This is a genomic window from Priestia sp. FSL R5-0597, assembly GCF_038006305.1.
GTDB classification, from domain to species: domain Bacteria; phylum Bacillota; class Bacilli; order Bacillales; family Bacillaceae_H; genus Priestia; species Priestia zanthoxyli.
This window is the reverse complement of sequence record NZ_JBBOUZ010000001.1, coordinates 1788917-1811784: the sequence shown is the minus strand read 5'-3', so window position 1 is coordinate 1811784 and position 22868 is coordinate 1788917. Positions and strand designations below refer to the sequence as shown.

At 32.4% G+C, this 22868-nt stretch carries 34 protein-coding genes and 2 pseudogenes; 8 read left to right on the top strand and 28 right to left on the bottom strand.

The genetic code is table 11. From position 1 onward, the window contains the following. Nucleotides 1-127: 127 nt before the first annotated feature. The 8 genes from MKX72_RS09265 to MKX72_RS09230 form a co-directional block, all read right to left on the bottom strand. Nucleotides 128-511: a hypothetical protein gene (locus MKX72_RS09265; protein ID WP_155008215.1), complete on the bottom strand. Its 384-nt coding sequence runs from the start codon at nucleotides 509-511 to the stop codon at nucleotides 128-130. A 349-nt stretch (nucleotides 512-860) separates the two neighbouring features. Further along, nucleotides 861-1304: a hypothetical protein gene (locus tag MKX72_RS09260; RefSeq protein WP_155008216.1), complete on the bottom strand. Its 444-nt coding sequence runs from the start codon at nucleotides 1302-1304 to the stop codon at nucleotides 861-863. Nucleotides 1305-1424: 120 nt separating this feature from the next. Beyond that, entirely contained in the window at nucleotides 1425-1925 is a 501-nt protein-coding gene (locus MKX72_RS09255) for a hypothetical protein (RefSeq protein ID WP_098112793.1), read from the bottom strand. 77 nt (nucleotides 1926-2002) lie between these two features. Continuing rightward, nucleotides 2003-2335, bottom strand: coding sequence for a hypothetical protein (locus MKX72_RS09250; protein ID WP_098112794.1), 333 nt, complete (start codon nucleotides 2333-2335; stop codon nucleotides 2003-2005). A gap of 132 nt (nucleotides 2336-2467) precedes the next feature. Further along, nucleotides 2468-2845: an SMI1/KNR4 family protein gene (locus MKX72_RS09245; RefSeq protein WP_155008217.1), complete on the bottom strand. Its 378-nt coding sequence runs from the start codon at nucleotides 2843-2845 to the stop codon at nucleotides 2468-2470. 13 nt (nucleotides 2846-2858) lie between these two features. After that, entirely contained in the window at nucleotides 2859-3374 is a 516-nt protein-coding gene (locus tag MKX72_RS09240) for an SMI1/KNR4 family protein (protein ID WP_155008218.1), read from the bottom strand. Nucleotides 3375-3494: 120 nt separating this feature from the next. Beyond that, on the bottom strand, nucleotides 3495-3827 hold the full coding sequence (locus tag MKX72_RS09235) for a YolD-like family protein (RefSeq protein ID WP_155008219.1): 333 nt from the start codon (nucleotides 3825-3827) through the stop codon (nucleotides 3495-3497). Nucleotides 3828-3841: 14 nt separating this feature from the next. Then, entirely contained in the window at nucleotides 3842-5107 is a 1266-nt protein-coding gene (locus MKX72_RS09230; RefSeq protein WP_155008220.1) for a Y-family DNA polymerase, read from the bottom strand. Nucleotides 5108-5366: 259 nt separating this feature from the next. Between MKX72_RS09230 and MKX72_RS09225 the strand changes: the two genes are divergently transcribed. The 3 genes from MKX72_RS09225 to MKX72_RS09215 all read left to right on the top strand — a co-directional run bounded on the left by MKX72_RS09225 (nucleotide 5367) and on the right by MKX72_RS09215 (nucleotide 7041). Then, entirely contained in the window at nucleotides 5367-6056 is a 690-nt protein-coding gene (locus MKX72_RS09225) for a hypothetical protein (protein ID WP_154991458.1), read from the top strand. 29 nt (nucleotides 6057-6085) lie between these two features. Beyond that, complete coding sequence (locus tag MKX72_RS09220; protein ID WP_228123044.1) at nucleotides 6086-6331, top strand: hypothetical protein; 246 nt, start codon at nucleotides 6086-6088, stop codon at nucleotides 6329-6331. A gap of 353 nt (nucleotides 6332-6684) precedes the next feature. Continuing rightward, complete coding sequence (locus MKX72_RS09215) at nucleotides 6685-7041, top strand: DUF4181 domain-containing protein (protein WP_048021439.1); 357 nt, start codon at nucleotides 6685-6687, stop codon at nucleotides 7039-7041. Nucleotides 7042-7936: 895 nt separating this feature from the next. Here MKX72_RS09215 and MKX72_RS09210 read toward each other — a convergent pair. From MKX72_RS09210 to MKX72_RS09170, 9 genes and pseudogenes are all read right to left on the bottom strand, one after another. Then, the gene (locus tag MKX72_RS09210; RefSeq protein ID WP_033578676.1) at nucleotides 7937-8362 is read right to left on the bottom strand and encodes a hypothetical protein; all 426 of its coding nucleotides are present in this window, start codon (nucleotides 8360-8362) and stop codon (nucleotides 7937-7939) included. A gap of 310 nt (nucleotides 8363-8672) precedes the next feature. After that, the gene (locus MKX72_RS09205; RefSeq protein WP_420812519.1) at nucleotides 8673-9089 is read right to left on the bottom strand and encodes a WapI family immunity protein; all 417 of its coding nucleotides are present in this window, start codon (nucleotides 9087-9089) and stop codon (nucleotides 8673-8675) included. Nucleotides 9090-9140: 51 nt separating this feature from the next. Continuing rightward, nucleotides 9141-9419, bottom strand: coding sequence for a hypothetical protein (locus tag MKX72_RS09200; RefSeq protein ID WP_033578673.1), 279 nt, complete (start codon nucleotides 9417-9419; stop codon nucleotides 9141-9143). A gap of 69 nt (nucleotides 9420-9488) precedes the next feature. Next, nucleotides 9489-10013: a DUF2695 domain-containing protein gene (locus tag MKX72_RS09195; protein WP_049164023.1), complete on the bottom strand. Its 525-nt coding sequence runs from the start codon at nucleotides 10011-10013 to the stop codon at nucleotides 9489-9491. A 16-nt stretch (nucleotides 10014-10029) separates the two neighbouring features. After that, nucleotides 10030-10314, bottom strand: a complete 285-nt coding sequence (locus MKX72_RS09190; RefSeq protein ID WP_049166355.1) for a hypothetical protein — start codon at nucleotides 10312-10314, stop codon at nucleotides 10030-10032. 126 nt (nucleotides 10315-10440) lie between these two features. Beyond that, nucleotides 10441-10797: pseudogene (locus MKX72_RS09185) on the bottom strand (barstar family protein); the annotation flags it as partial. A gap of 80 nt (nucleotides 10798-10877) precedes the next feature. Further along, on the bottom strand, nucleotides 10878-11216 hold the full coding sequence (locus MKX72_RS09180; protein ID WP_033578671.1) for an Imm8 family immunity protein: 339 nt from the start codon (nucleotides 11214-11216) through the stop codon (nucleotides 10878-10880). 39 nt (nucleotides 11217-11255) lie between these two features. Beyond that, nucleotides 11256-11738 carry a hypothetical protein gene (locus MKX72_RS09175; RefSeq protein ID WP_155008222.1) on the bottom strand — a complete coding sequence of 161 codons (483 nt, stop codon included), beginning with the start codon at nucleotides 11736-11738 and terminating at the stop codon, nucleotides 11256-11258. Nucleotides 11739-11836: 98 nt separating this feature from the next. After that, nucleotides 11837-12751 (bottom strand): DUF4240 domain-containing protein, encoded by a 915-nt coding sequence (locus tag MKX72_RS09170; RefSeq protein WP_049164020.1) that lies wholly within the window; start codon nucleotides 12749-12751, stop codon nucleotides 11837-11839. Nucleotides 12752-12906: 155 nt separating this feature from the next. Between MKX72_RS09170 and MKX72_RS09165 the strand changes: the two genes are divergently transcribed. From MKX72_RS09165 to MKX72_RS09155, 3 genes are all read left to right on the top strand, one after another. Then, a complete protein-coding gene (locus MKX72_RS09165) occupies nucleotides 12907-13242 on the top strand; it encodes a hypothetical protein (RefSeq protein WP_033578669.1) in 336 nt (111 codons plus the stop codon). A 113-nt stretch (nucleotides 13243-13355) separates the two neighbouring features. Then, the gene (locus tag MKX72_RS09160) at nucleotides 13356-13832 is read left to right on the top strand and encodes an immunity 26/phosphotriesterase HocA family protein (RefSeq protein WP_228123043.1); all 477 of its coding nucleotides are present in this window, start codon (nucleotides 13356-13358) and stop codon (nucleotides 13830-13832) included. A 65-nt stretch (nucleotides 13833-13897) separates the two neighbouring features. Then, nucleotides 13898-14134, top strand: coding sequence for a hypothetical protein (locus tag MKX72_RS09155; protein ID WP_033578667.1), 237 nt, complete (start codon nucleotides 13898-13900; stop codon nucleotides 14132-14134). Between the two features lie 86 nt (nucleotides 14135-14220). On the opposite strand, the gene MKX72_RS09150 is transcribed toward MKX72_RS09155, so the two are convergent. The 7 genes from MKX72_RS09150 to MKX72_RS09120 all read right to left on the bottom strand — a co-directional run bounded on the left by MKX72_RS09150 (nucleotide 14221) and on the right by MKX72_RS09120 (nucleotide 17947). Beyond that, nucleotides 14221-14598 (bottom strand): hypothetical protein, encoded by a 378-nt coding sequence (locus MKX72_RS09150; protein ID WP_033578666.1) that lies wholly within the window; start codon nucleotides 14596-14598, stop codon nucleotides 14221-14223. Continuing rightward, on the bottom strand, nucleotides 14595-15203 hold the full coding sequence (locus tag MKX72_RS09145) for a hypothetical protein (RefSeq protein ID WP_033578665.1): 609 nt from the start codon (nucleotides 15201-15203) through the stop codon (nucleotides 14595-14597). Before MKX72_RS09145 ends, MKX72_RS09150 begins: the two co-directional genes overlap by 4 nt. Before the next feature lie 127 nt (nucleotides 15204-15330). Beyond that, nucleotides 15331-15657 (bottom strand): DUF6678 family protein, encoded by a 327-nt coding sequence (locus MKX72_RS09140; RefSeq protein ID WP_033578664.1) that lies wholly within the window; start codon nucleotides 15655-15657, stop codon nucleotides 15331-15333. A 71-nt stretch (nucleotides 15658-15728) separates the two neighbouring features. Next, complete coding sequence (locus MKX72_RS09135; RefSeq protein WP_033578663.1) at nucleotides 15729-16133, bottom strand: hypothetical protein; 405 nt, start codon at nucleotides 16131-16133, stop codon at nucleotides 15729-15731. 86 nt (nucleotides 16134-16219) lie between these two features. Continuing rightward, nucleotides 16220-16753, bottom strand: a complete 534-nt coding sequence (locus MKX72_RS09130; RefSeq protein WP_033578662.1) for a hypothetical protein — start codon at nucleotides 16751-16753, stop codon at nucleotides 16220-16222. 60 nt (nucleotides 16754-16813) lie between these two features. Next, nucleotides 16814-17395, bottom strand: a complete 582-nt coding sequence (locus MKX72_RS09125) for a hypothetical protein (protein WP_033578661.1) — start codon at nucleotides 17393-17395, stop codon at nucleotides 16814-16816. Between the two features lie 75 nt (nucleotides 17396-17470). Further along, on the bottom strand, nucleotides 17471-17947 hold the full coding sequence (locus MKX72_RS09120) for a hypothetical protein (RefSeq protein WP_033578660.1): 477 nt from the start codon (nucleotides 17945-17947) through the stop codon (nucleotides 17471-17473). 211 nt (nucleotides 17948-18158) lie between these two features. On the opposite strand from MKX72_RS09120, the gene MKX72_RS09115 reads away from it, so the two are divergent. Continuing rightward, nucleotides 18159-18830, top strand: coding sequence for a hypothetical protein (locus tag MKX72_RS09115; RefSeq protein WP_155008223.1), 672 nt, complete (start codon nucleotides 18159-18161; stop codon nucleotides 18828-18830). 648 nt (nucleotides 18831-19478) lie between these two features. On the opposite strand, the pseudogene MKX72_RS09110 reads toward MKX72_RS09115, so the two are convergent. The 4 genes and pseudogenes from MKX72_RS09110 to MKX72_RS09095 all read right to left on the bottom strand — a co-directional run. Further along, a pseudogene (locus tag MKX72_RS09110) lies at nucleotides 19479-19901 on the bottom strand (DUF7832 domain-containing protein); the annotation flags it as partial. Nucleotides 19902-20179: 278 nt separating this feature from the next. After that, nucleotides 20180-20743, bottom strand: coding sequence for an SMI1/KNR4 family protein (locus MKX72_RS09105; RefSeq protein ID WP_033578658.1), 564 nt, complete (start codon nucleotides 20741-20743; stop codon nucleotides 20180-20182). A gap of 382 nt (nucleotides 20744-21125) precedes the next feature. Continuing rightward, nucleotides 21126-21389: a hypothetical protein gene (locus MKX72_RS09100; RefSeq protein ID WP_033578656.1), complete on the bottom strand. Its 264-nt coding sequence runs from the start codon at nucleotides 21387-21389 to the stop codon at nucleotides 21126-21128. Nucleotides 21390-21460: 71 nt separating this feature from the next. Further along, entirely contained in the window at nucleotides 21461-21901 is a 441-nt protein-coding gene (locus MKX72_RS09095; RefSeq protein WP_155008224.1) for a hypothetical protein, read from the bottom strand. Nucleotides 21902-22052: 151 nt separating this feature from the next. Between MKX72_RS09095 and MKX72_RS09090 the strand changes: the two genes are divergently transcribed. Beyond that, nucleotides 22053-22616 (top strand): hypothetical protein, encoded by a 564-nt coding sequence (locus MKX72_RS09090; RefSeq protein ID WP_328141428.1) that lies wholly within the window; start codon nucleotides 22053-22055, stop codon nucleotides 22614-22616. The last annotated feature ends 252 nt before the right edge of the window (nucleotides 22617-22868 follow it).

The window sequence follows — 22868 nt, the reverse complement described above, 5'->3', positions numbered from 1 at the left end:
GCAAGAGAATTTTTTTCAATGTTTTTAATCGCTTTATCTTCTCATACAGAATGAATTTCTTTTTCCCCCTTCTTTCAGCTAGTCATCTGAAGAGTCTGGCCCATCAAATGACTAACTCTCTTTTTTGCTATTTTGAAACCATAGCGTTACGAATGTATCTCTTCGCTCGCTTTCTAGCAACTGTATAAACAATCATCTGCAGTACAAGCGCCGTAAGGCTTATGAGTACGATTTGCTCAACCGAAGTAACAGGCGAAAAGTATTTTTCCCATTTTGGATCAGGAAGTCTTAACGCGTTATAAAAATATGAAGTACTAAAAGAAACGATATTTCCTAAAATAAGTGACAAATCTGCTCTAATCAGCCCGCTTAGATAAGATAGTACGACTGTAACCATGGCCATGATTATATAGTTTATTTTTGAATCATCTTCAAAATCTTTTCGTATAGATAGATAAACATATGGAATGCAATAAATGGTAAAAATTATAAAAGGAAGTATTCTTCTCATATAGCAATCTCTCCAATATTTAGGATTCGACATAGTTCTCTATTATTATAAATGAACGAAGAGAATTTTTTCCAGTTTTTTGTGCACAGCGAGTGTAGAAATACCCATATGTATCATGATTGTTTGTAAAATCATTTCTTAAGGCAAAGTAAAAAGCACTCTTGTGAGTGCTTTTTTACAGCATATTTATTTAAGCAGCACATGTGTTTATTCAACTATTCTTTGTTTACTAAAGAATAGTGCGTCTTTGTATACTACCTCTTTTACTCTTGACTGTAGCTTTTTTTCTATCCCTGCTTTAGCATTTTCAAAACATACTTTAAAGCGGTAGTTAAAATATAAAAGCACGCTAACTCGGTTCTTCAGCAAGTACCCAAGGGACTTCTATCTCAAAATTCAGTTGAAGTACGGGTCTGGCAAATCCACCAGGGACAAATTCCAAATTTTTAGAAAAGCCAATATGTAAATTATTACTTATTTGGATTGCATCATCTGAATTTATAATTTCAAGAGGCGTTTGAAGAGATACCTTACCTACAAGATGATAACAGCCAATATAGAAGTGTAGCCCATTTTCTTGAGGATCAAAATGTGATAAGTGATTACATTGAGAAGGATTAATACCTAGTTGGTAAAAAAACTGAAGCTCTATCTCTGATCGTGACTTCATAGCTTCATAGAAGTTTAGACAATATAGACAATCGCACAAATCCCACTTCTTCAAATACTGTTTTTTTGTTTCTTCAACATCAATTTCTAAAATCCAATTATTAATCTTTATAGTTTGATACATAGTCTTCACTTCCCATACTTAGGCTATTTAGAAGTTACCTTCAGCTGCAGAATTCTTTAGCTTAATTTATAAGCTGATTAGAAAGATATATGTCCAATTATAATGAATCAGCAAAAGCATCTAATAATTCTTCACCTTTAGTTTCTGAATGGCTCTTAATACTTCATTCCTATTTTTAGCAAGCTTCATCCACTTTGGAAGTCGACTCTCGACACTTAAATAATAGGGATGTGATTCCCTAAGTTCAGCTTCTATATAGCTTTCGATATAATTTAAATGTTCTAGGTTTAATGCCCATAAGGTGTTTCCACTGCATGCGATTTGTAAGTAGAGTGGAAGTCGAAAATACCAGTCGCAGGGATTTTTGGCTAAAATCACTTCATAATTCACTTTAGGTTCGTACGAGACCCTTGCTTGTCCATAACCGTTTGCTTTTATAACTTTGTTTTTTATGACTCCGCAAGCAGTACAAATAAACCTTCTTCTGACGTGAGCGATATAAGGACTCGGGTCATCTAAAGCTATGACTTTGGCGCAAGAAGCACAATGTGGACAAACGACTAGAAACTCATACCCTAACTCTATAAGTGTTTTATTTTTATTTAGAACTGTTTTTTTCAAGACGTTTCCCCTTTGAATTTATTCATTCATATTATCGAAGCGACGAAACCACAACATGGATTTCATTTAATTCTACATCAATCACCAGCTGCAAATACTAATTTATTTAGCTTCAGTGCTTCTAAGCAAAGATTCTTTAATGCTTCAGCAAAAGCTCTCGTATTCAGGTTTATCTCCGTTGGTTGTCTACAGGTAGTCTGTAATGCTTCACATATCTTTACTAATTGCTTTATTTCTTGTACAGAAAATAACTTGTCACCATACTGATCTAACCCCGTCAATAATTCAAATGGACCCTTGGATTCTCTCGCTAACAGATAGTCTTGTACTCTTTCCTCAAATTTTACACATTTAGTAGAAGAAGCTGCTTCTTTCTCATTATTAACGATATAGAAATCGATTCCTACCATCAGGACCTTCCTTTCTCTACATTCTTTCTAAGTTTAATAGGTACTACAAAAGAGGACAGCTAGGTAGATATTAAACTACTATCTATCCTCTTATGTCCATACTCTTATCAAAATCTTTTAACGAAGCCATAATTAAGTAACATCTTCTACAAACTCTTCTAGAGAATCATACATTTCTAAAGCGTCCCATTCACCCATACCATGTTCAGCTGTAAAAACTGGATAATCTTCATTCGCTATATCAATAAAAAGCGGGTCACCGCCGATTTCTTCATCATACCCTATGACAAACCACCTTTCTTGCCAATCTCCTTCTTGATTCCCTATAAGGGAATTGGCTTCTAGATCTTCTCTATAGCCTAATTGTCCATCTAAAAACTCGCTTTTAAGATAGATATAATAAGGAGTAGAAAGAATTTCTCCCACTTCATCTTCAAATTCTACTTTCACCGACGTACCTGGAAGTGCTTTAAGAATTTTATAGATTTTCTCTATATCCGGCTTTATCATTTGCTTCTCCCCTTTAATGATCTATATGATTTATCGTGGCCATTACCCATTCTTCTAAGCTGTCTGCTATTACTTCGCGCTGTTCCCAATCGTGCCAAAAGGTGATAATTTGGCCGACTTTTCCTCCTTCATCAGGATCCAAGTCTATACAAATATCATCTCCTCCCCCATTCGTGGCAATCGAAATCCAACGCGGGTTCCACCACAATTCTTTTTTCACTGGTCCAACAGATTCTACTTCTGGAAAATCTTCAAATTCTCCTCCGTCTAAAAGCTCTTTTAAGGTTTGCCACGTATACAGAATCTCCTCTAGAGGTAATAGAGTATAATTTTCAATAACTCCTATATACTCATCGCTCTGTCCATTATGTATCATTAACCAGTCTTTAAGGTTTTGGGGGAAGGTTAGTCCCATCTTTTGTTCAACCGCTGCAATTTCTGATTCAGCAGCTGCTTCGTTAAGTGTTCCTACTGCTTCTGGCCGATTTATTCTCAACCACTGTTCAAATTCATGCCAAACCTGCTTCATTTTAAAGGCCTCCTTATATAACATTACTAAATGAATCTATGAAAATGATCCTGTACTTTTTAAGCTTATACTAATTATGTATGGGAATCTTATGTAAATAAACTGTTTTATTACTTTCTACTACATGAAACGAACATCAATTAGCTCGCTTAACCTCATTTTGTTTGTTTGCTTACATCCTTCATCTATAAAAACAAAGACACCTCCTAGAGAATCAACAAATTGAATAATTCCTGTTTCCGTTATACACTGCCCATGTTTGTAATACGTCAGGTACACTTTTTTATGTGTATGAAGCGCTTCGATCAAAGTGAAATTAATCTGTTCCATTTGATCTTCTGTTAAAAAAGGTTGTGGTATCTCTGCTTGTTTTTTTATCATTTCCTGTAATCCTCTGTATTGCTCTGGCATAGTGGCGAACGGTCGCCATTTTTTCATTCCTCTGTTCTGCATATTATTTTCCTCCTTTATGCTTTATGACCTCCTAGAAGGCCGTTTCGATAACGAGCCGTTGAATGATCGAGATAGCTTGAGGCCCGTAGAACGCTATTCTTTCCATAACGAAGACGAATGTCATCGATCGTTTTTGCAAGTGCATAGGCTCTTTCCCGCTGATCAATATCCTCAAATAAGCTCATTTGTTCTTCTTCTTGAATGCGTGTGTTCGACAAGGAAATGCCAATGGAACGAATCGGCATTCCGCTATCATGTGTATGTAAGATGGTTAAACAATACGGAAAGATATCTTGGCTTAAATTCGAAGCTCTCCCCATTTTCTTTTGTCTGGAGAAGCCTCCACTTGTTTGTTTGCTGTAACCAATAGATAAATGAACAGTCTGAGCCACTACTTCATGCATGCGTAAACGAAAACATACATCGTCCAATAGCTCTAACAGCAATAACTCCACTTCTTTTCGGTTTGTATAATCATGGAATAGAATCTGACTTTTTCCAAATGAACGAGAGCTAGGAATGTACACATCAGAAATGCGACTGTAATCAATCCCATTCGCATGTTGATGCAACTCTTCACCCAGAATGCCAAATTCTTTTTGTAACATCTCTACAGAAGAAAGAGCGAGTTCTTTTATGGAGTGAATGCCCAGACGATTCAAGCGTCTTTCCGTCGCAGACGAGATCCCCCAGAAATCCTTCATGGGATGAATGGACCACAGCTTAGAGGGAATATCCTCATATCGCCAATACGCAACTCCTGTTGGGCTATTCTTAGCCTCATGATCTAAACTCACCTTCGCCAGTAAGAGATTGGGACCGATGCCTGCGGTAGCTGTCAGCCGTGTCTTACGGTAAATCTCGTTAATGATTTTATGGGCTAATTCTTCTGGTGTTTTAGCGAATAAATGCAAAGAAGCTGTCGCATCAATAAACAACTCATCAATGCTATAGGCATGAAAATCTTCAGGAGCCACATACTGTAACACCAAACTAGAAATATAGTTCGAAGCCTTAATATATCTCTCCATAGATGGATTCACCACATGGATATCTTTCCTTTTAGGGATGTCAAAAAGACGACTTCCTGTTTTGATTCCTTCTTTCTTTAATAAAGGTGTGGCAGCTAACACAACCGATCCCGACCGTTTGATATCTCCTACCACCGCAAGCTTTGTTTTCAGCGGATCTAATCCCCGTATGACAGAAGAAACTGAAGCAAAAAATGCTTTCATGTCGATGCATATAATGACTCTGTTTGGTAGCTGGGCATAATCCATTGAAAGAACTCCTCAGATAAAGAACGTTTGTTCTCTATTATATACGAACAAACGTTCTTTATTCAATGGAAATTCTAAATTTTTCCCGATTATTGTTACTGCAATATGATATATCTCTTTTTAATCAACTTACAGAAAGGTCTATATAACTATAAAAATAACAAATTATTATTTTTATGTATATTTTTGTTACATTTTCTGTTTTTGTATAGTATAATTTCTCATTGTTGACAAAATATGAAAAAGGGGAGAAAATCAAGTGGTAAAGAATCGAATTTTAGTTAAAGCCTTTTTATTAATGATTTTAGGTCTATTTTCGTTTAGCAGTATATCTTACGCAGATGAATGGAACGATGATGAATTTCAGAAGTTAGTTTTGGAAGAAAAAATTGAAGTATATGGATTAGATGAACTTAAAAATGCAGGGATTTTAGAGAACGATGCAATCAACAAAGTTACATATACTGCTTTTTTTGAAGATGGAGTTAGTTACGATATCAATTTACAAGTGACTACAAACACAAGTGGGGCTATTACGGCTGTTGTATCTGATGCTTCGACAAGTACTTTTGAAGCTTTAAAAAGAAGAGGTAAACCTAAAAAGGGAAAGAATAACACTGTTCCATATAAATTAAATGGTGGAATGAACAAATCAAGCTTTATCAATGAGCACGCATATGATAGGCATAAGTATAATCCAAAGAAAAAATCTACACCTAATGATACTCAATATGGTCGCAATGTTGATGTCAAAAAATTAAGAGAAGAAACTATGAATAATTACGATAATAAATGGTCACAAACTGATAAAAAAGGAAATACTCAAGTTTTTTACGCTAAACGTTTTGATTCTAATATTAGTACCTCAGATACTTCGACAAGAGATCATAGAGTTATAATAAATAAAAGCAACTCTGCAAAGAGTACGCAATTTCCACTAGCATTCTAATTGTGCTATAGATAAGGGGTAGACAACAAATGATTAACGTAAAAAAAAGCCAAGTTTTTATAGAGCTTGATATAGCTAATTGGGATAATACTGAGTTTGGTAGCACTTTGTATGAAATGTGTGAAACTAACAAAGAATATGAAAATGATTTAGTTGAAGTTCACCAAGTTGTTTTTCTTGGTAAACGAAAAAGCCAAGATCATTATTTAATCATTTTAAATATTACTCAGGATATAAACAATTTAGGTAAACCTGTAGAAAATTTATATAGATAATCTAAGAGGCTGGGCTTTGTCCCGGCCTCTTATTATATTCTAGTTCACATAAGTTTAATTATCGGAACCATACAAAAATATGAGCTCTTGGTATACAAGGGCTCTTTAACTTTCCATCTTTTCTTTACATAGTTATTTCGTCATTACATCATCTTCCTCAGTAACATATATTTTAAATCTTTATAAAACGCAATTTTATAACTTTCAATTGCTACTATGTTTTCATTCACAAGTGAAGCCTCTTCTTACTGTTCAATAAAACCTGCCTTAAATCATATGATTAATTCCACAACAAGTGGATTAATTTAATTAAAATAGAAAAAAATGATATTATTGGATATTAGGAGGTATTTATGTACAAATTTTTGATTTTTATTATAGTAGCGTTTTATATCGCTCATTATGTCGAAAAATACTTAAGAAAAAAGATGCACTTAGAAACCGATCCAGATATTTATAGAAAAAAAGTAAACAGGTGGCACTCAAGAATAGAAGTTGTACTATACATAATATTTTTATTTTCCCTAAGCTATTATAATCAAGTTCCTATGTGGATTATTTTAGCTGCTTTTTGTATTGTTTATCAGGGATTTAATATATTTATGGAATGGAAATTTGCAAGAGAAACAAAGGAACACCTTTTAGCCGTTATCTTCTTCTTCTTTTATTTAGCTTCTATAGGAGTTGGTACTTTGTTAAATGTATTTTAAATAGGAGTTGAATATTATTGCTAAAAACATTTTTATACCTCTTACTATTATTGTTAGTAGCATCTCTTATTACAAAGTATCTTGCTATAAAATTAAATGTTAAAGATGACCACGACACTGAAAAAATCATGTAAACAAGTGGCATAAATGGGTAGAAAAAAGTTTTTATATTGTTTTTATTATACTCTTTATTGCTTTTGAACAGCTTCCTATGTGGGTCATGTTAATTATTTTCTGTTTATGTTATTTAAGTTTCCGAATCTTTATGGAGTGAAGATATAACAGAGAAACTAGGGAATATTTAATATCATTTAGTCTCCTGATATATTTTTTAATAGCAATTATTATTGGAGCAATATTGAATGTTTTCTAATGGTTTATTTATACATACACAAAGAGCTATGTACGTTATAAAAAGCATAGAAAATAAATACACTATAATACATAAGAGCAGGTGGAAATAATTTTTATACCTATATTAGTTTTACTAGTTGGTTTGTATCTATTAATCTCGGGAATTTTAATCATCGTAAAAGATAAAAACACAAAAGGAAAGACTAAAAAAACTTTAGTTGTTTTAGCAGTAGCATCCGATATAGTTACTGATCCAGTGTCGTCTTCTGGGTTCCGTATTATGCTTGGTGCTGTTCTTATAATAGGTGGATTAATTTTATTATAAGAAATACCTATTGGTATATAACTATGTTTCAAAAGGATTCATATCGATTAACCGGTATGAATCCTTTTTTATTACTAAAAATGTTCGTAAAAGTGCATGGATTCCAGAAGACGTTCGTAATTGTTTTTATAACTTAAGCAAACGATAAAGATGATAGATTTCTTACGAAAAAGAAAAGTTCGTAAAGGTATACCTTTACGGACTATGTATTCTTTATCATTTGAATGTAAAGACTTTTACTACGCTCAAATTATTATCTCTATACAAAGAAAATTGATACTTTCCCGCAGAAAGTTTTCCTGAACTAATTTTAAATTCGTAACCCGCAGTGGCCTCGTCATTAGGAATAATTTCTTCCATTAAAACATTGCTCTTATCCTTGATATTAGCTAATTTTAGTACAAACTTTTTATTTTGTTTTTCCTTTTCCGAATTTTCTTTAAAATGTGTAGAGACGATTATTTCCTTATTTCGATCCACTTTATTCTGTGGATCAATAATGTGTTGAGATTCATCATTTGTTTTATATCCTATTTCTATATTATCTCTTTTGATTTCTCCATCTTCTTTGAGTATAAAAAAGAAAAAAGTAATAGAAATTAATAGAACAAATAAAATCAAAAACCATTTACTTTTTGACATGTAAATTACCTACTTTGTTATATTATAGTAGATTTATACCATAATAACGTTTTATTCACAACAGTATATACAAAGGAGCTTTTTTAAGATATTAGGGCATGTAATTCTGGGGATTTATGCCTTTGCGAACTGTACCTTTTTATAGGATAATCGAAAGCTACGTTATTGAAATTTTGAATTTTTGTTATCATTGATCTTTCTAAAACAATTTATTGTATATACACTCTTAGTTAATGTAGGAGAGGTTTTGAGAAATAAAAACACCAAGGTACTTTACCCTACCTTGGATTTCCTTTTTTCATTAATTATCTCAGCTAATATCCCCATATTGACTCAAAAATGTTTTTAATTCATTTAACGTAGCTAAAATAAAACTTTGATCACTTTCTATTTCAAATTGCAGTACGTTTTCCAAATAAGGCTTCTCTCTATAATAACCTTGGATAACGACTTGACCTAGATTATTAAATTCAAATTCTATTTGAAGAGACGTTTCGTAGTTTATAAAAGTGGCTATGCCTTGGAGGGTATTATAGCATTTGTTTAATGCTTGATAAAATTCATACATATCGTTTGTAGTGAACCACAATTCTCCTAATACATAGTAATTCCCAGTCTTTATTTCAACCGTTCCTTCAATATCATAACCTCCAAAATGACTTTTTTTATTGGAAAACCCATATTTCTTTTCTGACTTAATTTGAATAAAGCCCTGTTTACCTTCAATTTTAATTTGATTCTTGCATCTCTTTTCTCAACGATAGTACTTATATCTTTATTAAGATAATTGAATACCATGTTTTATTTTCTCAATCCATTCTTGAATTTGTCTATTGTCGTAGAAATATATATCGGGTTCCATCTCTAAATCGATGCCTAATAAGAAAATAAAGTATTCATGTAATTGATTCTCATTTAAGGAAAGATTACTTCTATTATCTAGATTTTGAACCCATTTGTAGGCCCACATATTAAATTGCTCTCTAGATACGTCTCCTTTGAGAACATCTTCTAGCTTATTTATCAAATCTTTGTTTGTTGGCTGACTTTCAAACATTCGTTTCACCTTTTCAAAATAGATATTTATTAAAGTTAGTAAAATAAAGACTTTCAGTAGTACTTTAACCTAATCGATCACATTCATAAGAACTTCACAATCACAAAAACCACCATGATTTTGTAAGGCCTTTACTAACTTAGACTTTTTGTTTCTTAACACGTTTATATCCAACCACTCTCTGGTATAAATTAACGTATGATTACAACCATACGATTCTAATTTTTCTTGTAGATATATTTCTAACGATTTTAATTGCTCTGATGTTATTCCAAGCTCTTTCCATTGGTTTCCGTATTCTGTTAGCATAGCTAATCTTTTTAGTAACTTTTTATCTTTTTCGCCAAGAGATAGGGCATTCTGAAGTGCCGTTAAGGCCTCGTTATAATTTAATAGATATTCTTCAGCCTCCGATAGCAATTGCCAAGCTAAAGCATTAGTAGGGTATTGGTTAACATAATCCTTTAAACCTTTTCTTGCTACTAAAAGATGAGGAATGGCCTTTTTTGAGGGAGCTCTTCTTTGATAAGACCCTTGCATAGCTAATTTTTGTCCTGTGATTAATTCAATCCGTAAATCCAGTAAATTATCCATCTACGTACCCCCTTGTTTAAAACCAATATGCCTTCATTCCTCTTAAGAATTCTTGGGTAATGGGCAATCCAGAGCTGTAACCTATTACAGAATCAATCCCGCAGTAAGGACAGATAGCAGTATCATCGTCAGTGTCTATCCATTCTTCAATTTTCATCGGATGAAACATTTTCAAACAGTAAAAACAGCCGCATATTTGATCTTGGACTAAATTCTCCTTATTATTCTTACAAAATTGATGTGCTCTTTGGAAATTCTGTAATGCTTTATCCTGTTTTTCTAGTTGAAAGGTATTTACCAGCTCTATTCCTGCATCAACAAGCCTTTTTTGAAATATTTCCTTATGTACATCACCACATTGAAAAATAATATGAAAAGGAGTCGGTTCCGTAGGGAAAGAATCATAATACCTACCTTCAGTCCATTCTTGAATAGTGTTTTTTAAAATATTGATTAAAATTTTAAAATTTTTCTTCTTCTTTTTTAAAATGAGATGTGCGTCCGTAATGAATAAGATGTATCTATCTGCAGGAAGCCAATCTAGATCATTTAAACACTCGTCAAAAGCAGCCCAATTCTCTCCAAAATAATCTGGGAATTGGAGAGCAGCAGCCCATTCATCCATTAGACCTGTGATATTCCTACACTTTTTTCCCCTAATTACTTTGAATTCTGTCTTATTTAATTCCCTAGCTTGAACCTGTAAGTTAAATAATAATGCTGTATCTCCTACAGCTATATGAAAATAGGGAGCCCCTAACTTAATTAATTGATCTAAATTCATTCTCTGCCTCCCTTGAGCATATATGTAAAATAATCCTGTTAATTTAACCTTAGTCTTCGTAAAAGGAATTCCAAACTTTATTACGTTTCACACTCTCTAATAGCATATCGACTAACTGCAAGTAAGCATTCTTCCCAACTTGGTCTGCTGCAATGTAGGAGTAATTTCTTAAGTCGATCTTCTACAGCCTTAATATTAAAATCATTCATAATAAATAAGCCTCTACTTGTTTCGATTTCTTGGTCTTTTAGCATTGAACTTAGTCTACAGGGGCTCGTAACATATATTGAAAATACTTCTATTGGGCTTTTATGTCCTTTTATTCCAATGTCAGCTTCTAATTTGACGTAAAAATCGTTATGATTCTCTCCCCATTCATCATCTATAATTGTTAAATCATATAAATGTAGTGTCAGCAATATCTATCATTCTCCCTTCTATACCAAGTAATCTAGTACTTATTCAAAATCATCAGGACACCAAATGGCGATATTATCGCCTCGGGTTGCTACTAAAAGCCAATCACAACTCCCTCCTGAAAAATGATCTCCTAATTGCCAACATTCATAGTTAGAATCGTGACCATTCACAAATAAAACTTTCCCTGATTCTAGCGTGATAATAAGGTGAGGAGATGAAGTTCCTAATACAAGATCCACTACCTTTTCTCTTCTCATGTCCCAAATATGCTTAAAATGCTGCTCTTCTGTATTAAATGGCACATCACTCTCTGATGATGGGTACGTATCATTAAATTCAGAATATACAGTCCAAGTTGTCTCGATGTTTAATACAAAATCGCCGTCTTCTTTTCTAGTGTAGTTAGTAAAATACAATAAAGTTATGGCATTATCGGTCCCAAACTTCACGCCATCTATTTGACTGCCTATAAGTAAGTGCTTCAGAATCCGTTCGGTAAATGTTTTATCTTCTATTTTCATTGTACTTACCCCTTTACGATTGTTTTGGTGTATACCCTAGAACAAATTAAGTACTGCAAATCTCTTTAGATATTAAAAAATGAGCTAAAAAGCCCACTTTACTGTAAAAATCCTTCTGACCAACCTTTTCTATTTGAAAATGTCTCATAACTACAGCCACTGTCATATTCGAATTCTTTCCCCTTTTTTAAATAATAAGCTTCCGACGAAAGAGACAGTAAGGTTTCAAATTCAGTGTCCTTGAGCATTTTTGAAGGATTAGATAAGACATCTTCAAAAACTTCTTTACCACGAGCGACTACTGCACATCGTGCATATAAGAAGAGGTCAGGTGAGAAATGTTGATCTTGTTGAGAAAAACAATATTCTCCTATTTCTTTTGCATGTTCTTCTGTATCTAATAAGAAAAGCTTATAGGAGAGAGTTTCTTCAAAATGTCTTATTTTCCATGCAGTGAAAGTAGAAAGTTCTTTGATAGCAGCCTCTACAATCGCCTCTTCATCTTCCTTACTCCAGTCTAATAAAGAAATAACCCTCCAAAAATTTTTCTCATCCAACATTTTTTTTGGTTTTGATATAGAGTTTTTTAAAGCGAGAGCTTCATCTTCTTTTTGAATTTCGAGTGCAAATCCTTCAGGATCAGTTTGTCTACGCCACTCAAAATAAACTGATAGAGCACAGTCTTTTGACCAATTTCCTCCGTATATATTAGATTCGATTCCCTGTTCCTCTGTAGTTAAGGACGTATTTCCAATAAAGATTAACTCTTTAGGAATTCTTCCATCTACCCACTTATATAATGGTTTCTTTGCATCACCTATTATAAGTTCGGTAATCAAAGCTTGATGAATTTTTTCAGAGTCAATTGTAGGTATTTGTTTGTCTATATAGCTTGTAATGCCAAGAAGATAAGAGCGATCAATTATATTCACTACTTTAACTGCACCATACTTATTCATCGGTAATGGGGTAGCAAAGATATCTCCTACTTGCACAGCTCTCTTTGAGTTCACTATATGTAATTCCTTTCAGTTAAAAGTTTAGTTATAAGTAGAATAACAAGTAATGCTAAAAGTGTATATAATAGACAGAGCTAGTTACCCTAGTAATCCCTTATATAATAATGTCCTAGAACTATATAGAAACCTTTTTATAGGAGGTATTAATATTGTTTGTACGTTTATATGTTACAGCAAAAAATAAAACTGAAGCTGAAAAAGATTTAAAATTTTTTTTAGAAAAGATAAACCAAATATTAGTTAAAGCTAACGTAGAAAGATTAGAGCCTTACTGGAAATTCGATGATGTATATGTTGTAGAACTCAATTTAATCGTGAAAAAGGATTTAAGTCTCAACGAACTAACTCAATTATTAGAGACGATTTCTGATAAATGGCAATACTATGGTGACCCAATTAATGAGTTTTTAGCTTCAAAAACGGCTGAAGGCTGTAACTATATATTAAAGGGTGTAGAAATGATCAACATTTATTTAGATGAATAAGATATAAAAAGTTAGTTAACATAGCCAATCCTTATACAAAGGAATGATTAGATTCATCTGCTAAACTAAATGCTAAAGAGCATTTAGTATCATTCGAGGAGGACATCCAAATAGTGAAGAAAATTTCATATCCATTTTATCCAAAATCAAATAGATATCTCATGCCCGGTCAATTTTGGCCCATTCCTTTAAGTGACGGAAGATTTGCTTGTGGCAGAGTATTAGAAACTAGTCCTGAATATACAAAAAACTTCATCGCTGGTTTAATGGATTGGGTAGGAGATGAACCACCTACTAGTGAGGATTTGAAAGGACGAATCATACTTAAACAAGGTGATGGACATATTAAAATGATACAAGAAACAGCCTTAGATGGCATGATTTCTGGTTATAGGGATTTAGAATTAGACAATTTAGAGGTAGCTTATTTTAAATCACAAGAAGCCTTTGCAGATAATTGTATGTTGCAAAAAGGATACACAGAAATTCGACCTATAACAAGAGAAGAACAACAACTGTATAGTACTTTTTCTACATGGGGTTACAGCGTCATCAAATTTAGGGCCGAGGATATGTTTGTTAAGAAATAAATATTACTAAAAGATAAATAGACTTTTATCAAGATAGAAAATATATAGATGAATGGGTGTTAATGATGGATAGTAAAAGAAAATACTTTAAATATAATGAAGACGATATTCTTGAAATACTTTCTGAGTACCTTTATACAGACTGTAATTCTGAAACCATAGGCTCAAAGGCAATAATACTCGGTGAACCTGGGAAAGATCTACGATTAGTTGCAGTTGTAGGGGATGGTGAAGACGAGAAGCTTTATGAAACAAACTTAGTGGAAGTTGATCAAAAAATAGATTTCAATGGTTCACATTAAAAATACAATCTAGTTGACGTAATCAGGACTATGAGAACACGTAAAAAAGAGAGGAGACACAAATATCTCTTCTCTGTCTTAATCTGTTATCTATAAAGGTTCTGGTTGATTGCCCTTTTAATAGGACCTTTTTTAGCAAAATGCCATTCAATGACATGATCTGCCAACCGATCATATAAGTCATCTTCTAAATAGGGTTCATACTCAGAAGTAAGTAGGATATTTACATCAGATTGAATTTCTAATAATATATCTGGCTCAAACACGTCGTTGTCATTTAATATTTCTAAAATATATAAACCCAACATTTCAAAACCTTCATCCCAATTCCCATTCCCATTGCTTTGAGCTTCCCATCTTAGTTTTTCAATTGCCCTAATTAGTTCACCCTCTACAATGTCTGATTGCCCATTTTTAGGGACATATTTAGTCCATATTTCTTTCGCTTGTTCAAAGTATTTCATTTGTTCTCCCCCCAGTAACTAACTGAATAGAAATATTCTTCATAAGAAATATTTAATCCAAATTTGAAATCAGGAGCAACTATGTAGAAGTGTGAATACATAAAATTATTTCCCATAAATTCTGTTATGTTGTTATATAAAGTATTGTTTAAACCTTTATCTATCATAATATTTCCTGTTATATTATTCATTCCATGTCCAATAATAACGTTATGTTCTTTCAAAAAAAACATAGAGTTCCCTAATTTATTTAAAGTCTCTTTTAAATATTGTTTGTCTATATGTACTGTACCTGTCTTTTCAACAAGCTTATGGAAAATTAAAAGGTGCTTATGAGATAACCTAATGCTTCTTGATAATTCTCCGCGAAGGTGTTTATTAATTTCATTGCTATCGAGAGAATTGTACAGCTGAAATATCTCTTCATAACAGACTTGCTCCTCTAACAATCTGTTATGTTCATTCGTTTCTTTACAACTCTTAAAATCTTCAATTCTTAATTTATAGTCAAAATATTTACCAAAAAGAGCAATAACCTTTTCTCTTTCGTTTCGTACATGGTTTTGTTTTAATAACCTTTTCATTTTCTGCTGTCTACTATCCATAAAATTCTCCAAACTTAAAAATTCTCTTAGTTAAGAGTTCGATTATTTAAAGAATATCAATCTATTTCAATGATGTATACCATATAAACTTATTTACCATAACACGAATTATAAGAACCATCAGCTATTATAAATAATCTATAGGATTGTTATTTTGAACGTATCCATAAACTTTTATAACATTATCTTTCGTTTCTCCTGGTACGTTAATTGTTCTAAGTTCATTTATCACTTGGCCCTTCTCTTCCAAATTTTCTACCTTTATTTCTAACCATTCAATGTTTTTATAATTACCTTTGAAATGATAAAACCAATCTCCATCCCAATCACTTATATACTTAGTTTTGACATCTTGTGTTCTCCAAAATGCATTTATAGAACAATCATTCATTTTATTTTTAATTTCTTCCCATTTGGTATTATTCATTACTGATTGATATTCACAAAACCTCATAAAAAAGCCACTCCCTTAGTTGTCATAAGCATAATTATCCTCAGAAAAGTTATTTGGTACATATTAAATTATTAATTATCAATAATTGGTGATTCCTTAACACCTAAAACTTCAATGCTGTTACAATAAAAATCGATATCTTGATTTTCTACATCATGCACTTGAAATCTAATATTTTCCCAACTTCTATCACGAAGATCTATTATCTCTAATATAGATAACTGTAAAGCTCCCCCACTCGCATATAGTTTGAAATTCCCTACGCTATAAAAATTCATACTAACTTCATGAAAGGTATGAGCACCTTTAGTTTTTAAAAGAAAGACTATATGTAAATTAGTTTTGTTCTCTTCATCAAACAATAAACTGTTTCTATACTCTGTAAAGTACCTTACTTCTATAATATATTTCATATCTAAAAAAGAAAAATCTGGTGAAAGACTAGTTAGCAAATGAAAGTTTTTTATTTTTAACATTTTAATAATCCTCTCTTCAATATAACTTTTCTACAGGTTCCATATATAATGAGTTATTTGTGTTGCCACGGTGGATATCTCACTAGCTACTCTTTAATTCGCATGATTGGATCTTGATCATGAAATCCTATACATAAAGGAACATCAACTTTGATGTTTTTTACAGCTTTCGCGAAAGCTACAAGCGTTCTTACAATTAAAAATAGCGTTATAACCCTTTCTTTTTCCGTAGCATCAAAACCGTTCTCTTGATAAATCTGAGCAAACTCTTTGTTACTAGGTCCTTCAATTTCGTCTATCCAATCACTGGCCCAGTCATCATCTTCTTCAAAGAGACTACTATATCCATCACAAATAAAAAATGTACTTTCCCAATCACTATCCATATCATATTCAAAATAAATGGCTTTTGCAGACTGTGCATTTACTATATGCACAGCTTCTTGAAGGCTACTCTTTACTTGCGTTTGAAAAGTATCTAAATTTATATTATGAATCCGTTCTGCTTCATTACCTTCCACGTTAGTAGAGCATAATTCATAATACTTAGCTTCCATTTCTTCGTATGATTTCTCAAACAATTCTCCTTGTAGTTCATCTAAGCAATCAAAGATATTCATTAAGTTTCTTCCTTTCCATAAGTACCGTCTAAATAATTAAAAGCTAATGATCGATACTTACTATCTAGGTAATTTTCTACGTTTTTTTTGGGGTGTATATATAGAATCTGAACTTGAAGACAGTGCTTGTACTAACGCACATTCATATAATTCTTTTAATGTATCGCTCTCCGCATAAACCTTCATATATTCAATACCGTTAGAGGCCGAAAAGCAAAGACCAACTAGCTTTTCTTTCGTAACTACATCTTTACAAAATCTAATAGCTGCAGCACTTTCTCCTGAATTAGGATTTTCCGAAATACTAGGATCATAACAGGAAGTGAAAATATTTAGCTTCTTAAGCTTTTCTGGCTCTAGAAAGATTAAGATAGAACCTCTCTGCCATCCTGTTGCATTCCAAAGTTGTTCATATCCTTTGATGACTTCCTTTTTTAAATCTAGTTTGTATTTGTTACGAGTAAAAGAAAGTATATCATTACACTGTTGAAATAATTCTGTATCTTTTTTGAGGCCATACACATAGCACTCTTTGGCACACAAGAGTAGTGGTCGGAGAATTAACTCATGTGCTGGAAGTACCTCATTTTCTTCATAATCGTAGTATCCATTTGGGATTAAGTTAACAAAAAAATGATCCAAAAAAGCTCCACCTTTCAACAAAAAATCAATTATTTTAATGGAACAAATACTGACTATAAAAATTTAGCGTTTGTTTCATTCGGATATATCTTTAATATCAAATTCAAATACAGATTTTTTCTCCTCTTTAGACATGCCAGTAAAAAACTTTTTATGTACTCTTAATTTTCTCGTCTTTTCAGGTAATATCGTTTCTAACCATGTGGCTCCTATAGGAGTATGCTCTGGTTTAGCATTTATCTTTTCGAGAAATTCTTCATATTCTTTTAAAACTTCCTCATTTATGAGTGAAACATCTATTTTCCTGTTTTCATAATCAAGCCTAGCAAGATCTTCTGCTGTAATATATCCTTCAATTGTCTTTACAACTCCAAATTCTGAAGGCATACGCTTACTATTTAAAGAAACGAAGAAATAAAGATAATTTGGTAAACGAAAAAGTCCCTTTTTTGTATCTTTTTTATTTGCAAGATAGAGCCAATCTCCCCGGCTAGCATAACAATTTAAATCTTTATTATTAAACCCCACTAACATTTTCTTGTACTTCTTCATAATAGTAACTCCCTCATACAATAATTAGCTTAATTATATATTCTAAGTTGTGAATGTTGTATAAATTTATAATATAGTCGGGCAGGTGAGCGCTCGTTAGAGTACACACTTGCCCGACTTAAGTGAAAATCTATATCTCATACAACTTATTAAACATAACTTATGTTGAGGTATAATAAGGTTACCAATTATATAAAAGTGAGGACTTATAATGATAAATGAACCCTATGGACAGCATTGGAAGGGTCATAAAGGATTTAGAGCTATTGAAGGTAGTGGTGTTTATAATCATCGTTTCGGAGGACAAGAATGGAATGTACCAAAATGTCAGTTATGTGGCGAAGATTTACATCAGATTTTATGTTTTGATCTAAAGGATGATAGATTAAGTGAACTAAGAACTTCTAAACTTGAGGAATTACCTTTAATATCATGCTTAAATTGTTCTACTGTATGGGAGCCTCAACTATTTCAATTAAATCTAACAACAAAAAATGTTACTGTTTTAAGCCAAAATGATAAGGGAAAATGGATTCAAGACGAAGAAGATAAAATACCTGTTCCTCTTCCTTATACGAAATTCAAACTTATTAATATGTTAGGAGAAGATATACCAGTCAATGAAGACGCCTACTATGATGCATTTGACTTATTTGGTCGGGAGTATATATGTAGAGTGTTGGGAGCGCCTCTATACGTGGAAAATCCAAATGATATAAGCTGTCCAACCTGTAACCATGACATGCAATATGTTTCCAGTATCACTCATGATTTTGAAGTAGATCTTGTATCCGTGGTGGACCTTTTCTTGGGAGAAATGATTATCTATTTTTATTTTTGTAAGGAATGTTTAACCCTAAAAACAGAGGTACAAGGTACGTAAGCTAAAAAAAGCCCTCGTAAGGGCTTTTTTTACTTCTAATGATAAAAATATTATGGTAACTAAAATGTATAATTTTACGAACATATACCTTTCTATTTTTTAATATAGATAATGAATTTAGTTACCATTTTCGTCAGACCATTTGTCTTCACTATCGATCCATTTGTTCTTCTTTAAATCAAAAGATTCTATATCATCATGAAAGTCTAGATAAACAGGCAGCTTTATTCTATTATCGCCAGCTTTATTCCAACAAGAAATAAACCAGTTTGAAATCAATTCTTTCTCAGCAGCAGATATTTCTTCTTCATTTTGTTCATAAAAATCCCAAAACTCATCTGAATGCTCGTCGGCTAGCTCATAGTATTCAAACTCTTCAAGTAGCTCATAACTACCTGAAAAAATGGCACGATTGTTTCCTTCATAGAAAATTTCATTCGCTTCATTGTCCATAGAAAACATCCTAATAGACAAATCAAATGGCTGAATGAAGATTTCAAAGTCTAGTAAGTCAATGTCCTTATAATAATGAAAAGTATGTACTTTTTCGATATTGTTAATTAACTTATCTTCATTTTGTTCAAGTGTTTTCTTTAATGAACCAATATATGAATCAACCGTAAATAACTTATCACCTTTATTTTCTTCTTTTGTATGCTTCCAAGTATCAAAACGCTCATTAATCTTTGTATTAATAGCCTCATAATTATTCCACGTATCTTCTACCTCATAAAGGGATTTTATATGAGGAAATATAGCTTCATAATCATCTAAATAAGTACCTTTATCGAAATCAAAGTAATCTTTTGTAAAGGCCCTTCCTTCCGCATTCAGCATATCGCTGGCAAAGACGCCATCCCATTCCATATATATTTCAGTTCCGGTCATGTTCTTTTGTTTAAACTTTATAATCTCCTGCGCAGCTTCTTCTTCAAATTCTTTGCTATATAGGTTTTCTTCAATAATCCAACCGAGATACATTCCAGTATGAACGAATGCCTGCTTTTCACTCAAGTTACTTGGAAAATCTCCTTCATAATGCCATTTAGCTTTATCATAGACGGTTATCATGGCCTCTTCCTCTTTCTCTATATCTTCTATTAAGGTAGTTTCTTCTTGTTCACGACTACTTTTTTTATTTAATGAGTCTTCGCAGCCTTGCAGGAACAAAATAATAAACACAAAAAATGGAATGCACTTTAATTTATACAAAATTCCCTCCATGAATTACATTAAAAATAAACGATATACTGCATTATATACTGTAGAGGTTAAACAATATATATTAAACCAATGAAAATAAGATTATAGCAAAAAAATGTAGTCTCTAAAAAACTGGTTTAGCTTAATCATTGTTTGCGGCTATAACTGCTTTTTAATTGCTTTGGATTTAGTGGGGGTACACGAAATAACTGCTTTAGAAAATCATCGAAAGTATCTGCTATTTTGATATACTCCCATTCTATAGTATCGTTTGTTGAAGCTGAGAAGTTTTCTGCGATATACATAACAGTAGGATCTTGTGATCTATTACGATAATCCAACACGACCCAATAGTGAAAATCCGTCCACAAAACCACAAATTCACCGGTGAGTTTGACTTCTTTTAATAGTTCTTTGGAAGATAAGATACTTATGTCATCATTTTCAAAATGTATAGGGTCAATTGAATCAATATTTGCTCTTCCTCCATAAGGAATACTTTCTGCATCGCCATCAGGTAACATAAAGTGTGGGTAGTTTAATCCCCCACCATTTCTTATTTTCAGTAAATCCAATAATGAACTAGGTAACTTAATACCTAAAATAACTTCAGCTTTCTTTATGATTTCATCATTTATCGGATAATCTATACGCTTATATTTGCTATCGTCGCTCCAAAAACTATCTCCCAAATAAAATTCTTTTTTCAAAACTTCACCTTCTTTAATTTAACTTTATACTCAGACAGAAAGTATCTCTTTTGTTATTAGCTATTTTTAGACTCACCTTAGCGCTTCACTATCAGCTCTACGCTCCTACAATAAATATTGCACGATTACACCTTATATTTAACGTGAAAATAGTTATCGGAAATGAAAACCCAAGGCTATTACACGGCCTTGGATTTTCTTCTTGTATAAATCTCGATAGCAACTATGCCAAATGCGACCCCATAAGCAGTAGAGAATGCTTTTAGGAAATCAGCCTGAGATTTAAGTAATATATTAATAATTAAATTACCTCCAAAAAAGACTAGAAAATATAACAAGAATTTTATAGCACCTTTTTTCAAAACCTGTACCTTCTTTCGCTTTACGTGTTGAGTAATTGTTTTAATTCCTTTTTAAAGCTTTTATAATGCCAATTAATATGATCAAGTTCGACCTCTATTTCAATTAATTGATCTATTAGCTTCTCTTGGTCTAGTGAAGAACTAAGAGTGTCTGTAATCAATCGATCAAGTTTATTACTACTTTCGTAAATATCGTTTAAATCAACTGCTAATTCAACATATTCCTTGCTTGAATCGAGTAAGGAAATCTTCTTTATGAGTTCATCTACAATAGTTGGTTTCATTCTATCTCCTCCCCTTTAATTAGTGTATATTCTAGGTACTTCAAGCCTTCATAAAATGTTATTGAAGATGGTTAGAAATCTAAAATTGAATCAATGTTTTCGGCATATTCATCAACTAGTTGACACCCTTTCTCTTCAGCTTCTTCCTCCTCTAATTCCTTATCTTCCAACCACTGTTGATAATGACAAAGTTCATGAGCAATGCTTTCTAACATCGCATACAATGCATCTATTTTTCCTCTTTCTCTAATCAAGTCTTTATAATCCCCAGTAGCAATACGGATATATGGTTCAACATCTTTTTCGTAGGGAGCAAAGAAAGTGGCTGTTACCAACTCCTTTGTCGTCCGGTTCTTAATTTGATAATCCTTTTTTAGGTAAATAACAACTCGGATAGGAAACTCCATTTGTGTTCTTAACCATTTGCAAAAGTTAATGCACACTATTCTTACTTCTGGGTCTACGCCAGGCTCACTCCTTAATCTTAAGCCTGCTCTAGGATAGTCATTCATGCTTATTTACTCGCATTCAATCTTTTAGTGACATTAGTAGTTTAATAGAATGATTTAGTTCCATAAATTTCTTTATTTGTCATATTATCGACTCATTTTATCATACATCATGTATAATAAAGAAACTTAATAATAGAAAGTCGGGAACGAATTGAAAAAATTTCTTCTTTATATGTTATATTTCTCTCTTTTTTATGATGTGGTTCATTTAGTATATAGGACTATAGCAAAATATAGCCTTGAGAACCTCGTTTATGACGCCTCTTTAGTAATAAGAGATTTAATTGTCATTTTGATTATCTTTAAGATCACTCGTCCTAAGAAAAAGCGAACAAAGTTTAAGCACTTTCATAATGCGGCTATTATTGCAGAAATGGAAAGAGAATACGAGAAAGCACTTGAGATTAGAAATGAAGGTCTAAAGCTTTCAGGGTTGAGCAATGCGGAGCGCGCGGGTCTACATGCTGGAAATGGAGGAACATACCTCTATTTGAAGGATTATAACAATGCTACTTTTTGTTTTGATAAAGCTTTTGAACTAGTTCAAGAAGAGAAATTTCCATATGATAAACAATACATTGAGGTTATTGATAGTTATGTAAAAGCGAATCGAAAAGAGGATGCTCTTAAGTTAGTGGAAAGTTTATTACAACGGCAATCTTATCATAAGAAATTTAGAAAGTTAGAACCCATAAGAGAGAAATTATTGACATAATACAATCAATCTTATGTAAAATACATGGTCACGACTGGGATGACCAAATGTACAAATTCAATCTTGGTTATAAAACCTTATATTTGAAAATATTTAATGGAGTGTACTTATATTGTTCATCTTAATTAGAAACTCTTTGATATTAGTTATTGTTTTTTATTTATCCATTTATGTCCTACCTGAAGTTTTACATGTTAATGAAACATTTTCAAAATACTTAACTGTAGCAGTTGTTGGAACTTGGCTTGTTAG

Bases quoted from the DNA above. Each gene is read 5' to 3' on its own strand.
- MKX72_RS09200 (WP_033578673.1), bottom strand. From the start codon at position 9,419: ATGTTTGAAAGTCAGCCAACAAACAAAGATTTGATAAATAAGCTAGAA.
- MKX72_RS09230 (WP_155008220.1), bottom strand. From the start codon at position 5,107: ATGGATTATGCCCAGCTACCAAACAGAGTCATTATATGCATCGACATG.
- MKX72_RS09135 (WP_033578663.1), bottom strand. From the start codon at position 16,133: ATGTTAAAAATAAAAAACTTTCATTTGCTAACTAGTCTTTCACCAGAT.
- MKX72_RS09155 (WP_033578667.1), top strand. From the start codon at position 13,898: ATGGATAGTAAAAGAAAATACTTTAAATATAATGAAGACGATATTCTT.
- MKX72_RS09220 (WP_228123044.1), top strand. From the start codon at position 6,086: ATGATTAACGTAAAAAAAAGCCAAGTTTTTATAGAGCTTGATATAGCT.
- MKX72_RS09215 (WP_048021439.1), top strand. From the start codon at position 6,685: ATGTACAAATTTTTGATTTTTATTATAGTAGCGTTTTATATCGCTCAT.
- MKX72_RS09195 (WP_049164023.1), bottom strand. From the start codon at position 10,013: ATGGATAATTTACTGGATTTACGGATTGAATTAATCACAGGACAAAAA.
- MKX72_RS09100 (WP_033578656.1), bottom strand. From the start codon at position 21,389: ATGAAACCAACTATTGTAGATGAACTCATAAAGAAGATTTCCTTACTC.
- MKX72_RS09120 (WP_033578660.1), bottom strand. From the start codon at position 17,947: ATGAAGAAGTACAAGAAAATGTTAGTGGGGTTTAATAATAAAGATTTA.
- MKX72_RS09095 (WP_155008224.1), bottom strand. From the start codon at position 21,901: ATGAATGACTATCCTAGAGCAGGCTTAAGATTAAGGAGTGAGCCTGGC.
- MKX72_RS09235 (WP_155008219.1), bottom strand. From the start codon at position 3,827: ATGCAGAACAGAGGAATGAAAAAATGGCGACCGTTCGCCACTATGCCA.
- MKX72_RS09115 (WP_155008223.1), top strand. From the start codon at position 18,159: ATGATAAATGAACCCTATGGACAGCATTGGAAGGGTCATAAAGGATTT.
- MKX72_RS09145 (WP_033578665.1), bottom strand. From the start codon at position 15,203: ATGGATAGTAGACAGCAGAAAATGAAAAGGTTATTAAAACAAAACCAT.
- MKX72_RS09265 (WP_155008215.1), bottom strand. From the start codon at position 511: ATGAGAAGAATACTTCCTTTTATAATTTTTACCATTTATTGCATTCCA.
- MKX72_RS09150 (WP_033578666.1), bottom strand. From the start codon at position 14,598: ATGAAATACTTTGAACAAGCGAAAGAAATATGGACTAAATATGTCCCT.
- MKX72_RS09240 (WP_155008218.1), bottom strand. From the start codon at position 3,374: ATGAAGCAGGTTTGGCATGAATTTGAACAGTGGTTGAGAATAAATCGG.
- MKX72_RS09175 (WP_155008222.1), bottom strand. From the start codon at position 11,738: ATGAAAATAGAAGATAAAACATTTACCGAACGGATTCTGAAGCACTTA.
- MKX72_RS09260 (WP_155008216.1), bottom strand. From the start codon at position 1,304: ATGTATCAAACTATAAAGATTAATAATTGGATTTTAGAAATTGATGTT.
- MKX72_RS09245 (WP_155008217.1), bottom strand. From the start codon at position 2,845: ATGATAAAGCCGGATATAGAGAAAATCTATAAAATTCTTAAAGCACTT.
- MKX72_RS09210 (WP_033578676.1), bottom strand. From the start codon at position 8,362: ATGTCAAAAAGTAAATGGTTTTTGATTTTATTTGTTCTATTAATTTCT.
- MKX72_RS09250 (WP_098112794.1), bottom strand. From the start codon at position 2,335: ATGGTAGGAATCGATTTCTATATCGTTAATAATGAGAAAGAAGCAGCT.
- MKX72_RS09130 (WP_033578662.1), bottom strand. From the start codon at position 16,753: ATGAATATCTTTGATTGCTTAGATGAACTACAAGGAGAATTGTTTGAG.
- MKX72_RS09140 (WP_033578664.1), bottom strand. From the start codon at position 15,657: ATGAGGTTTTGTGAATATCAATCAGTAATGAATAATACCAAATGGGAA.